This is a genomic window from Rubritalea profundi (genome assembly GCF_002954445.1).
Lineage (GTDB): Bacteria > Verrucomicrobiota > Verrucomicrobiia > Verrucomicrobiales > Akkermansiaceae > Rubritalea > Rubritalea profundi.
This window is the reverse complement of sequence record NZ_MQWA01000001.1, coordinates 171,842-184,830: the sequence shown is the minus strand read 5'-3', so window position 1 is coordinate 184,830 and position 12,989 is coordinate 171,842. Positions and strand designations below refer to the sequence as shown.

Genomic DNA, 12,989 nt, shown 5'->3' with positions numbered 1-12,989 from the left:
ACCCCCCTAACTCCCCCCAGCACAATGCCCTTAATCACCTCAGCCAAAAAGCAAATTCCTAGCAGTTTGTCTTTATTTGAAATGATGGGACAAAGTACATTATATATATATTTTGCATCTAAGCCAACACACGTATTAATTTTCTATAGGCTTATCAAAACCACACCATGAACCGATACTTTCTACAACCAAATTTGCTTCTTAGAGCGTTACTCGTTTTCATTTTAACCACAGGAGGTCTTCTCTCTGCGCCCTATGGCCCGGAGGGCAGGAGCATCGAATGGAAGCAGCCCGACGGCACAAAATTGTCTCTGCGTGTGCTCGGTGACGAATTCTACGGTCGCACTGAAACAGCAGACGGCTACACCGCCATCTTTGATCCGGCGACCAAAACCTACCATTACGCCACTCTGACTCCCGATGGCAATGACTTGGCCGCAACCGGCAAGCCGGTCGGCAAGGTTGACCCTAAGACTCTGGGGTTAGCAAAAGGCCTCAAGATCAATCCCGCCGCCAAGGCGGCCAAGGCACGCAAAAATGCTGCAGCTTTCGAGGCCGTGGTCAAGCAGGGGGAACGCTGGGAGGCCGTCAAAGCTGCCAATCGAAATTACCGCTCCTTCAAATCAGAAGTCAGAAAGAAGGAAAAAAACGGGAAGAAGGGTTTTGCCATTCCTCTGGGGACGATCTTCCCTGATTCCGAGGTGCCTCCAGCACCACAGATGGCATCTCCTAAGGGTGAGTCCACCGGGGAAACGGGGCCGGAGATGGGACCCCCTTCGTTCACATTGACTGGAGATGTGGTCGGATTGACCATTCTTGTCGACTTTTCTGATGATCCCGGCACGGCTGTGACTCAGCCGCAGGTGGATGACTACTTCAATAAGCCGAATTACACCGGCTTTGGAAACAGTGGCTCTATCTACGATTATTTCTTCATCCAATCCGGTGGTAGGCTGCGCTATAGCAACAATGTTACTTATTACGTTCGTGTCCCGCAACCGAAGACCTATTATGATGACACGAGTGTCGACTCTGGCTTGTGCGGGCGCTTGTTGCTGAATGATGCACTGGATGTGCTCATTGCCGACGGATATGACTTTTCCACATTGACCACCAAGAGCGGTGGCAATGTCCGTGCGTGTAACATTTTCTTTGCAGGGGATGACAGCGGTGTCTGGGCGAAGGGTTTGTGGCCGCACCGTTGGGTTCTGTCGCCATCGAAAAGTGTAGGTGCTGGGATGCAAATCTACGATTATCAAATCACCAATATTGGAACGGCCTCAACCTTGAAGATTGGTACGGTTTGTCATGAGAACGGACACATGCTACTGGGGTATCCTGATCTATATTCCTACGATGGAAACGCTTCCAATGTTGGGAAATTTTCTTTGATGGCTGGGGGTAGTTACGGAGGCAGCGGTTACCACCCCACCAACATCGATCCGTATCTCAAGACAGCCTCTGGCTGGGCGGATATTGTTGAGCTGGATAGCACGAGCAGCCAACGCTGTACGGTGCAGGTGGACAATAATCTGTTTTACCGATACCTCAATCCTTCTGAGCCGCGAGAATATTTCATGTTCGAGGTCAGAGATAACACTGGATATGAAGGCTTACGGGGGGCACAGTAGAAGCGTCAACCCGTCCACAGGTCTTTTGGCTTATCACCTTCGTGAGCATGGTACAAATACTCGGTCGACCATCTTTACCGCTGATAGCCCAAACGCAGATTATACCAAGCCCTATGAGCTGTTGGTTTTGGAGGCAAACCCCTCGGCCGCGCAGACGCCTTGGTATGATAACCCGACCCCTGGAACTTATGATGCTTTTAAGAGTAGTGATAAGAATCAAATCTCAGACGCGACCACTCCTTCTCTAAAATTTTGGAATGCTAGTGGCCGTGGCACCAATTCAGGAGGAATCGTTCATAGCATTAGCTCAGACAGCTCGGTCATGACCTTTATTGCGGGTGCGGGTTCTCCGAGTGGTTCTCCAAGCATTTCCTTAAGCCGTTCTAACATCTATGGCTATAGCGATTTTGGGGCTTTGGCGCCGTCCCAGACCTTCTCCATCTGCAACGGCCAGGGAGGCACGCTCAACTACAGTGTGACCGACAACCAGACGTGGCTTTCCTGCACCCTGGTTTCCGGATCAGTGGATACAGGCAGCAACACCATCACGGTTAATTTTGACAGCAGCGGTCTGTCTGCCGGAACCTACACCGGCACGATCACAGTGACGGATCCGGGTGCATCACCGACCTCAAAGACCATCACGGTGACCTTGGTCATCGCTGTACAGCCCGTGATGGCACTCACGTCCGCCTCGATCAGCGAGATCGGAATTACCGGCACGGTCGGACCGCAGGCATCGTTCGGAGTCAGCAACACCGGTGGTGGTGCAATGAATTACATCGTCAGCAAAACGCAATCATGGCTCTCGATCTCGCCGTCCTCAGGAACAGTCGTTGGTGAAACCGACACAATTTATGTCAATTTTGATGCTACTTCGTTGTCGCCCGGCACTTACAACGACACGATCACGGTCACTTCAGCTCAAGCAAACAACTCCCCGCTCACCATCCCGGTCAGCTTCACGGTTAAAAGCACGGATATGATCCTCATCTCCCCGACTGGCGGTGAAACTTGGTTCCTTAATACCACTCAGGACATAACATGGGCCTCATCATTGGGTGGTAACGTTAAAATCGAACTGCTCAAGGGCGGGGCATTGAACACCACGCTCGCTGCAACCACAGCCAACGACGGTTCCTTCAGCTGGACCGTCCCGGGCGGACAAACTCTGGGATCGGATTACAAAATCCGGGTCACCAGCCTTGAGCCAGGCGCCAAATCGGATGAAAGCACCACCAACTTTACGATTGCAGAAGACCTCCTTGCCGCTGCCCTCGACACCACCGGCATATCCTGGTCAACCAGCGGCAAAGCCGAGTGGTTCAGGCAGACCACCACGACCCATGATAGTTCGGATGCTGCCGAGAGCGGTAACATCACCGATAGCCAGAGTTCCTCGATGGAAACCACCCTCATCGGCCCCGGCACTATGACTTTCTGGTGGCAGGTCTCTTCCGAATCAGGCTGGGACTTCCTCGAGTTTTATATAAATAATACAATACAGACTGGAGCGCTTGCGAAAATATCCGGCAATGTAAACTGGGTTCAAAAAACCGTGACTATTCCTGCTGGAAGTAATGTGGTAAAATGGACATACCGCAAGGACTGGGATGTCGATGGCGGCACTGACAACGCATGGGTGGATCAAGTAGTCTTCACTCCAGAAGGGAACTACGTCACATACAATGGTAATGGACATGATGGCGGAGCAGTTCCTGTTGACTCCACTGCTTATTCTGATGGAGCTACGGTCACCGTCCTTTCAAACAGCGGAAATCTCACCCAGACGGGATATACATTTACTGGCTGGAATACTCAGGCAAATGGATCGGGCACGGCATATTCATCTGGAAACACTTTTAGTATAAACACTGCAACCACGCTCCATGCCCAGTGGAATGCGGTGCCTATTTACACGGTGAGTTACCAAGCGAATGGAGCGACCTCTGGCACTCCCCCCTCCAACCAAACCAAAACCGATGGAGTGAATCTGACCTTGGCCACTAACAGCGGTAACCTAGTTAAAACAGGATACACCTTCACAGGTTGGAACACCGCTACCGACGGCAGTGGTAATCCCTACGCTGCTGGTGCGTCATATAGTGCGAATTCTGCTGTAACTCTCTACGCACAATGGGCGATCACCACCTATACGATTAGCTACAATGGCAATAGTAATACGGGAGGCTCTACGCCAAGTAATCAAACCAAGACTCACGGAGTAAATCTAACGCTTTCTGGCGTAGGTTCATTGGTGAAGGCGGGTCATTCCTTTGGCGGCTGGAATACCGCGGCCGATGGCTCTGGCTCCCCTTACTCAAGTGGCGGGACGTACAGCACCAATGCAGCTACCACCTTATACGCCCAATGGACTCCTGAGACCTACACGGTGAGCTACGATGGTAACGGGAATACCAGCGGGGCAGCTCCCCCGAACCAAGTCAAGACCTATGATCAACCTCTTACTTTAGCCAGCAATACTGGTGGACTGGTCAAGACCAGCTACATATTCACTGGCTGGAATACTCAGACAGATGGGAACGGCACTGACTACGCCGGAGGTGCCAGCTACACAAATAATGCAGCTACCTCCCTCTACGCAAAATGGGTATTGAGCTCCCCGCCTGTTATCACCTTGCTGGATCCCGCGGATGGTGCCACGGGTGTTGCCATCGCTTCGAACCTAACGGTGACATTTGATGAAAACATTGCGATCGGCACAGGTAACATTACACTCAAGAATCTCACCGATCTATCGCAAACGGTGATTGATATTACCGACGGTGCACAAGTATCGGTCAGCGGAACTATACTAACAATCAATCCGACTAATGACCTATTGGTAGGCAAGAACTATGCGGTGCAACTTGACGCAGGGGCAGTCACGGATCTGATTGGTAGTCCGTTTGCAGGCATTACCGACGATACAACCTGGAATTTTCAATCTGTCATTCAAATCACGATCTTCACTGAGAGCTTTGAGAACCCGAACGTCATCGATGATGGTTCTACCGACCCAACAGGTTGGAACACCGTTCAACATCCAGGCTACGTCCATATCTCCGATGAGAATGATACCTCAAAAAACTTTACCAGTACTCCGGATGGCGAACAGGCATTAACATGCTACCTTGGTGGCGGTGCCCATGCAACCACCAGCGCGTCGATCCTCAGCGACACAGTGACGGTTGGCTCGACCTATACTCTGAGCTTCCACGTAGCCGCCGTACCTACACGATCTAACGCCTCCTACACCGCCACACTCCTCGCAATCGACGGCGTGGGGGGAGAAACGGTTCTCGGAACTATTGTAGGAAATAACGATGGCTCCTCGGACATGTCCTACACCGACAATCTGGAAGTGACGCCGACAGCCAACGCCGGAGAACGCCTCGCCATCCGTCTGCAGCATACTCCAGGGTCTGCTTGGCAGGATCAGCCTACATTTGACAACGTCCAATTGATGATATCCGGAGGAACTCCTAGCTCCACCGTCGATCACTTCGCCATCTCAACTATCACCGGAACGCAAACTGTCGGCACTCCGATCACCGGAATCACTATTACGGCACAAGACGTCGCCAATGCAACCGTCACTGGTTTCACCGGAACGGTCAACTTTGCAGGAACCGCTGGCGTCACCGGTACCTCAGCAAGCTTCCTGAATGGTATACTGACTGGGGTTAGCGTCACCCCTACGGTCGTAGGCAGCAATCTCACGCTGGTCGTTGATGACGGATCATCTCATACAGGCTCAGCGACCTTCACCGTGCTTTCTAAATTCGAGTCGTGGGCGGGCGGCGGCACCACCTTTACGGCAGACACCAACAATGACGGCGTCTCGGATGGAGTTGCCTGGTTGTTGGGAGCAACTCAACCGGCCACCAATGCACAAGATTTGCTGCCCGCAGGAAATTCAGCTGATGGAGCTGATTTGGTCATGACCTTCAACTGCCTCAACGCAGTCAGCCGTGGTAGCTCTGTGCTAAGCATCCAATACAGCCAGGATCTGGGAGTGGCCGATTTATGGACGAATAACACAGTTGTGATTCCAGAAACAAGTAGCACCGTCAGTGGCGTGGTTTTCGTGATTAATGCGAACGGTAATGTCAATGAAGTGCAGGCTACTATTCCAGCAGCAGCTTCTTCTCTCTTTGGTAGGGTTAGCGGGAGTCTGGCTCCTTGATAAAAGCTAGAAGGGGCTTGATCTTAAGATCAAGTCCCTCGCTTGTCTGTTTTAGAACCTGCTTTGATATCGCACCTCGGCCGCCATGTGGTCGCGGGGACGCGTTGCCCATTCGTCGAATTGGCTGAGCTTTTCGCCTCGGCATGTGCCTCATCTAGGCACACTCCAACACCTATTAAATAGGGGGACAGAGCAGTATATAAATATATTAAGTATTAAATAGGGGGACAGAGCAGTAGTAAGGAAAAGGCTTGAATGGTTTTATGATATTGTGTATATCGTAGGTAATCAATGATTTGTGCGTTGTGTTCGAGTTGTTGTGATTCCCCTGATCATGAGAGTTACGCGTAAATATTTACTAGCCCCGGAGCATGAGACTTGTGCGTCAGTATATCACTGCCTTTCAAGAGTCGTATGGAGAACGTTTATTTTTAAGAAGGAGGAAAAGGAGTTTTTTAGGAAGACTATGCGGCAATATGAAGCGTATTGCGGGGTGAAGGTGTTGGCGTTTTGTCTGATGAGTAACCATGTGCATATCTTGGTGAAGGTGCCACCAAAACCTAAGCGAATGCTTTCAGATGCCGCCTTTTTAGAGAAGTTGGCTTTGATTTATAGCGATGAGCACCTTGCGGACGTGAAGCGCTGGCTGGCTGAGTGTCGGGCGATTGAGAATAAAGAGGATCGGAAGCTCGCGGTGCGGGAGCTGAAGGAGCGCTACACGCGGAGGATGTGTGATTTGTCCGAGTTCATGAAGGCAATAAAACAGAAATTCACTCAGTGGTACAATAAGCGGAAGGGTAAGACTGGCACGCTGTGGGAGGGGAGGTTTAGGAGTGTGTTAGTGGAGGATGGCTATGCCGCGCGGATGACAGCGGCCTATATTGATCTCAATCCTGTGCGTGCTGGAATGGTGGCGGATCCGAAGGATTATAGATGGTGCAGCTACGGCGAGGCTTGTGCTGGGGTCGGGCTTGCTCAGCAAGGGTTGTTAGAGGTGATGCAAAAGCCTGATGGCTATGCGATAAACGAACCTCTGACTGAGACCTGGCAAGAGGTGATGGGCGAGTACCGGATGATGATGGTTGAGGAGGGGGCGGCAGCCGATCAAGAGGAGCAAGGAGTACCGGGCGAGAGTAAAGCGAAGCGTCGTAAAAAGCGGAATGGTTTTAGCGCGAGCGAGATTGAGGAAATTCTGAAATCAGGAGGCAAGCTGAGTGCTGCGCAAATGTTACACTGCAAGGCGCGCTACTTCACCGATGGCGTGGTGTTAGGCAGCCGTGAGTTTGTGGATAGGTTCTTTTATAGAATGAAGGAAGCTCGGCCAGAGCAGCATACAAAACGAATGACAGGAGCACGTAAGTTACGGCAAGTTAGTGATTCCCGGATGTATAGTCTTAGAGATTTGAGGAAGGATATTTACCGTATTTTGTGAAAATATGGGGTCGAAGCTATAGTAAGAAGTCCGACTTTCATTTTGCAACGGTGGGTCGTAGATTACGTAGCTATGACACCTACTACACTTACCATAGGGACTACGAATGCTGATTCTGCCAACGGTCTGTGACCCGAGGGTCCTCATCGCTAAAAAAAAACGCGCGCACAGGGTGAGTGTGCGACGCGTTCTTGTTTGTCTGCCTAGTCGCCCAGGATCTGGGCGATCAACCCCCTTTCTCCCCCTCTCCGATCTCCCCAACAACGTCCTCAGGGACACCACGCAAAAAGCAAATACCTAGCAGTAGCAGTCAGATTCCCGCTAGGGTAACCCGGACGATCGCGTCCGTGTGCTTGAAGATTTCATGTTTGGGGAGGTTGCCGACACGGACTTCGGCCCGATCGTGGTAGTAAGTTGCTCTATTCTATTCGATGAAACGCCTCTACTACTATAGCCATGTTTTGGGATGTAGTCATCAAGGATAGACATGATAGCTTAACACGTAGAACGTAACACCAAGTAGCGGCATCCTAGGTTCTACATTCACGCTGATATGACTTGATCGACGAGGATATCGTGGTCTTCAGTTGGAAGGTTCTGCGTGACTTGCTCACGGAAACAAATACCAACTAAACGGCTGGAGGGGGAGCGCTGGCTGAGGAGACGATCATAGTAGCCGCCACCTTTCCCCAATCTTTGGCCAGACTCGCTGAATGCAAACCCAGGGCAGAGGAAGAGGTCGATCTCGGCAGGGACGACTAGAGTGTCAGCGTTGTCGAGGGGTTGAGGGATGTTATAGAAGCCAGACTCCATCTGATTGAGGTCGTTGACGTGGTGGAAATGCATTGCGCCTCCAGCGAGTGAGCGGGGGTAGACTAGGCGGTGGTTTGGTAGACTGGCGTGGAGTTCGGAAAGATCGGGCTCACTAGGTAGTGCTACAAAGCTGGCAATGGTGCGGATAGTGGGGGAGGCTCTTACCAAAGCTGTGATAGCGCGACAAATAGCAGCCGAATTTGCTGTGCGTTGCTCAGTGGTGAGGTTTTGAAGCATCGTTTGCATCTCGCTGCGGAGTGCTTGCTTTTGTTTCTTTATAAGTGTGTCAGGCATCGGAATTTTGTGGAGCTAGGGGTAAAAGCGAGTTAAATAGTTATTTCCCACTTGCCAGAAGTCGAATCTCTGGTAAATGAGCCATCCCGCTTTGTGCATAAACGCACATATATTTTCTGCGGAGCAATAATACTAACCACTAAATTACCGATTACCATGGCAAGAATTTTCGGAACCGAAATTCCCAACGAGAAGCGCATTGAAGCTTCCCTCCAATACATCTACGGTATTGGACTCACAACTGCTCAGAAGATTCTTGAGCAGGCAGGCGTCGACGCTGATATCCGTACAGGAAAGCTCGCCGAAGAACAACTCGTGAAGATTGCTACGGTAATCACCTCCGAGGCTATCACTATCGAAGGTGACCTTCGTCGTGAGCAGCAAGGAGCTCTCAAGCGTTTGACTTCTATCAACTGTCACCGTGGCCAGTGTCACAAGCGTGGACTTCCCGTCCGCGGTCAGCGTACCAAGACCAATGCTCGTACTCGTAAGGGTAAGAAACGCACAATGGGTGCAGCTAAGTAAACTTTGACCTGTAAATACAATGTCTGAAGAAATTAAAGAAACAGAAGTTGCTAAAGAAGTAACTCCAGCTGCAGAAACTCCAAAAGAGACTCCAGCGACAGAAGCTCCGGCTACTGAAACTCCAAAAGAGACTCCAGCTACTGAAACTCCGGTTGCAGCAGCAGAAGCTCCTAAGAAAGAAGAGAAGAAGCGCGATATTTTCGCTGAACTCGCTGGTGAAGAAGAGCTCAAGATTCACAAAGCTAAGAAGTCCAAGAATATCCTTACAGGAATCGTTCACGTGACAGCTACTTTCAACAACACACTCGTAAGTGTTACTGACTACAATGGTAATGCAATCGGTTGGTCATCTGCTGGTAAGATGGGCTTCAAGGGTTCACGTAAGTCTACTGCTTACGCTGCTCAGGTTGTCTCTCAGGATGCATGCCGTCAGGCAATGTCCCACGGCCTCAAGACTGTAGAAGTTCGCGTTAAAGGCCCTGGTGCTGGTCGTGAATCTGCTGTTCGTGCTGCACAAGGCCTTGGTCTTGAAATCTCTGCAATCAAAGATGTGACTGCAGTACCACACAACGGTTGCCGTCCTAAGAAGGCTCGCCGCGTATAATCTTAATCTACTATTTAACAAACTTTTATTATGGCACGTTATATTGGCCCTAAAGACAAGATCAGCCGCCGTTTCGGTGTGGCTCTCTTCGGACCTTCTAAAGCTCTCGAGCGTCGTAACTTCCCACCCGGTCAGCACGGTCTCCGCGCAGGTCGTCGTAAGAAGTCCGATTACTCAGTAGCTCTTGGTGAGAAGCAGAAACTTCGTTTCCAGTTCGGTGTACTCGAGAAGCAATTCCGTGGATACTATGCAGAAGCAGTGCGTCAGCGCGGAATCACAGGTGACACACTCGTTCGTCTCCTTGAAACTCGTCTCGACAATGTTTGCTACCGTCTAGGTTACGGCAACACTCGTTCAGCAGCACGTCAACTCGTTAACCACGGTCACATCACTGTGAACGGAGTTAAGACTGACATCGCTTCTTTCCAGTGCAAGCCAGGTGACAAAGTCGCAGTAGCAGAGAAGGCCTCTTCTCAGCAGCTTGGACTTCGCGCTCTTGACCTTACACAGGCAGTTCCTCTTAAGGACTGGCTCACACTTGATCGTGAGAAGATGGTTGGTACCATCGCTCGCCTTCCAGAGCCAGCTGACTCAGATCACGGCGTAAACGTTCAGCTTGTTGTTGAACTTTACTCTCGTTAATCCAACTCAGATTACACATTTCAAAAAGCGCAAGGTGCCTGCACCTTGCGCTTTTTTCTTTTTGCCGAATGACCTAGATACTGGCATAAGCTTTTCATGTCATCGCAGCCACTAGAGCTAGAAGCTCGGATTCTCTGGAAGACTGGGCGGCTTTTTAAGTTTTTGAAATGGCCTTCAGCGCATGAGGTTAATTTTGGTACGTTTGTTGTAGAATTTGATTTCAATAATGGCCAGTTGTGGGCGCGCTATCCTGATGGCCGGAATTTAGAAATAGGAACATTCACTCCGCAGAAGCGAGGAACTAGCATCACTAGTATAGTTGGGCCGATTCGTATAGCTGGCGATTATCTAGTGGAGTTGCAGCCAGCCACGGAGCAGCAGTCAGCAGCCATCAGTTGTAAAAATCATGCGAGTGACGAACTGTTGGCACAATTTAAAATGGATGATGGGGAAGGTGAGTGGCGCGTAGCGGAGCGTATCAGTCTAATACCGGTCATAGAAGGTCGAGACGCTTTTCTGAAAATTCTTTATACAGAAAAGGATTTAGAGCTAGCAGTCGTCCTTGCCAGCCTCACTGTCTTTCTAAGATTCTCTGTATAAATTGATAGAGGGAATTGAGCCTGTTGCTTCAGGTGTGAAGCCAAATTTTTCATCGAGGAGTTCTATTCAGGGTGCCGTTTAACACTGCTTAGTCATTAGCGTCAAAACAGGGAGTGATTCTGGTAGTCTGCTCGGGTGAGCCGATCACGGCAGGCGGTAGCCGATGGCACGGACGTTCTGGATGAGTGTTGGTTGGGCGGCGTTGGGTTCGATTTTTTTGCGCAGCAGGAAGATATGTTGGTCGAGGGTTCGGGAGTCGGGGAAGTAGTCGATCCCCCAACATCGATCGAATAGGGCATTGCGCGAGACGGCTTGGCCACGCTGTTCCTGAAGAAGGCGCAGGATGGAGATTTCCCGGGGTGTGAGATCGATGGTTTTGCCCTCGCGTTTGGCTAGTAGGGCACGGGGGTGGATCGTGAGATCGCCGAACGGGAATTGTTCCGCCTGGTCGAGCGGGGCACTACGGCGGAGGGCGGCTCGGATGCGTGCCATAACCTCGGCGCGGCTGAAGGGCTTGCGGATAAAGTCATCGCCACCGATGTCGAGGCCCGCGACGATGTCAACCTCCTGGTTTTTGGCCGAGAGGAAAAGAATGGGGATGGAGGGGTCGCTTTCACGGATTCTGCGGCAGACCTCGTAACCATCGTGTTCGGGCATCATGATATCCAGGCAGATGAGGTCGGGCTGGTCACTGCGCCAGAGGTCAAGTGCCTGGCGGCCGTCGGGGGCACGGAGGGCCGTGAAGCCGTCATTCTTAATACAGGTGGCGAGTGCGTCGAGTGTCAGTGGGTCGTCTTCGGCGATGAGGATGGTCATGCTGTTGTGGGTGGAATAATGGCTAGGGTAGGCTGGGTTGGTAAATGAAGGCGAAACATGGTGCCATCCGGTGAATCGATAAGTTCAAGGCTTCCTCCCATCCGGAGTGTGAGGTCGCGGGCGATGGTGAGCCCGAGTCCGGTGCCACTAGATCCTTCGGTAGTAGTGCTGAGAACCCGCGTGAAGGGGGCGAAGATCTGCTCGCGGTCGGCGGCGGGGATGCCGGGTCCGCGATCGTGGACTTCTAGGGTGATATGGTCTTGCTCCTGTTGGTAAACGAGCTTTAGCCAATGACCGGAGGCGGCATATTTTTCGACGTTAGAGATCAGGTTGCCTGTGATCTGGCTAAGGGCGTCAGGATCAAGTGAGATCTCACGGGAGGTGGCGATGTCGGTTTCTATGACAATGCCGCGGCGCATGAGTGCTGGGCGGAAGCTTTCGAGTGTGCGGGCGATGAGTTCTCCGGGTAGGCAGCGCACCGGTTTCAGCTGCAGGGCGTCGCGTTCGGTTCGGGAGAATGTGAGCACGTTGGCGACCAGCCGAGCGAGGCGTTCGGTCTCCTCGGCGACGAGACTCAGACGTTTACGAGTTTCGACAGGGTTGTAGTCCAGTGTTTCAGTAGCGAGGTCGAGATTGAGCGCGAGGTTGGTGAGCGGGGCGCCTAGTTCGTGGGAGACCCGGTTGACGAAGGAGACGCGTTTCGCAGCTAGCTGGAGGGCACGGTTCTGTTGGATGCAGAGCAGTATACCGGAGGCGAGCAGGCCGAGTGCGAGGGTCGAGGCGACCGCCATCGTGGCTGGATCACGGGTCCGGGTGACAAGTAAGCCGTCCCAGCCTTTGATCTGCCAACCGCCCAAGGCATTGCGGATCGGGATGATCGCGGCTGCTGGCCCGTGGTGCTCCGGGCCTGTGATGATCAGCGGCTGGCCGTTGGCGGATTCGATCACAATGCGCTCTCCTGATTCACGCAGTGGCAGCATCGGGGTTTTGATCCAGCTGGCTAGATGCTCGCGGGTGCGGGCCTGGATCAAGGGGCGATCGATGAGAAATACCATCAGTCCGCCCCGTTCGGCTGTTTCGATTTGCTTGCAAAAAAGACTCAGGTTGCCATCGGGGGTGTCCAGCCAGAATCCGTTCTTGGCGACCCCATGCTCAAGCAGTGAGGCCTCAATGATTACAGATTTGGCCGGATTGAGCGGCTTTTTGCGCCCTTCTAGCTCGATCTCCAGCAGGCGCCCGGCTCCCAGACCGATAGGGTGGGTAAAATCCTTGCCCACGCTTCGGAAAACACGGATCAGCCTCACACCGGCTACATTTTCAGCCTCAGCGCTGAGCCTCTTGTTAGATGAAGCTTGATTAAGTGGCAAACTTGCGAGTCGGTCGAGGTGGCTTAGGTAGAGCCGTTCGAGGCGGGTAAGCTCCCCGCGCAGAGCCTCGTCCAGG

The 12,989-nt window shown here is 52.0% G+C and carries 10 protein-coding genes; 7 read left to right on the top strand and 3 right to left on the bottom strand.

The genetic code is table 11. The features are described 5' to 3' along the window. Positions 1–167 precede the first annotated feature (167 nt). The 3 genes from BSZ32_RS00805 (at position 168) to BSZ32_RS00795 (ending at position 7,252) form a co-directional block, all read left to right on the top strand. Positions 168–1,631 carry a M6 family metalloprotease domain-containing protein gene (locus BSZ32_RS00805; RefSeq protein WP_105041664.1) on the top strand — a complete coding sequence of 488 codons (1,464 nt, stop codon included), beginning with the start codon at positions 168–170 and terminating at the stop codon, positions 1,629–1,631. Beyond that, entirely contained in the window at positions 1,606–5,820 is a 4,215-nt protein-coding gene (locus tag BSZ32_RS00800) for a beta strand repeat-containing protein (RefSeq protein WP_105041663.1), read from the top strand. The genes BSZ32_RS00805 and BSZ32_RS00800 overlap by 26 nt, the downstream gene beginning before the upstream one ends. 334 nt (positions 5,821–6,154) lie before the next feature. Then, entirely contained in the window at positions 6,155–7,252 is a 1,098-nt protein-coding gene (locus tag BSZ32_RS00795) for a transposase (protein WP_105041662.1), read from the top strand. Positions 7,253–7,795: 543 nt separating this feature from the next. Here the strand turns inward: BSZ32_RS00795 and BSZ32_RS00790 are convergent. Next, positions 7,796–8,359, bottom strand: a complete 564-nt coding sequence (locus BSZ32_RS00790) for a 5-formyltetrahydrofolate cyclo-ligase (protein WP_105041661.1) — start codon at positions 8,357–8,359, stop codon at positions 7,796–7,798. 156 nt (positions 8,360–8,515) lie between these two features. On the opposite strand from BSZ32_RS00790, the gene rpsM reads away from it, so the two are divergent. From rpsM to BSZ32_RS00770, 4 genes are all read left to right on the top strand, one after another. After that, positions 8,516–8,884 carry a 30S ribosomal protein S13 gene (rpsM, locus tag BSZ32_RS00785; RefSeq protein WP_105041660.1) on the top strand — a complete coding sequence of 123 codons (369 nt, stop codon included), beginning with the start codon at positions 8,516–8,518 and terminating at the stop codon, positions 8,882–8,884. A gap of 19 nt (positions 8,885–8,903) precedes the next feature. Beyond that, positions 8,904–9,488 (top strand): 30S ribosomal protein S11, encoded by a 585-nt coding sequence (rpsK, locus tag BSZ32_RS19045; RefSeq protein WP_105041659.1) that lies wholly within the window; start codon positions 8,904–8,906, stop codon positions 9,486–9,488. A 30-nt stretch (positions 9,489–9,518) separates the two neighbouring features. Further along, complete coding sequence (rpsD, locus tag BSZ32_RS00775) at positions 9,519–10,130, top strand: 30S ribosomal protein S4 (protein ID WP_105041658.1); 612 nt, start codon at positions 9,519–9,521, stop codon at positions 10,128–10,130. Positions 10,131–10,292: 162 nt separating this feature from the next. Then, positions 10,293–10,730 carry a hypothetical protein gene (locus BSZ32_RS00770; RefSeq protein WP_129589520.1) on the top strand — a complete coding sequence of 146 codons (438 nt, stop codon included), beginning with the start codon at positions 10,293–10,295 and terminating at the stop codon, positions 10,728–10,730. Between the two features lie 144 nt (positions 10,731–10,874). On the opposite strand, the gene BSZ32_RS00765 is transcribed toward BSZ32_RS00770, so the two are convergent. Both BSZ32_RS00765 and BSZ32_RS00760 read right to left on the bottom strand, forming a co-directional pair. Beyond that, on the bottom strand, positions 10,875–11,546 hold the full coding sequence (locus BSZ32_RS00765) for a response regulator transcription factor (protein ID WP_105041656.1): 672 nt from the start codon (positions 11,544–11,546) through the stop codon (positions 10,875–10,877). Beyond that, positions 11,543–12,989 (bottom strand): sensor histidine kinase (locus BSZ32_RS00760; protein ID WP_165788558.1); only part of this gene is annotated, 1,447 nt, incomplete at its 5' end. The genes BSZ32_RS00760 and BSZ32_RS00765, both read right to left, overlap by 4 nt.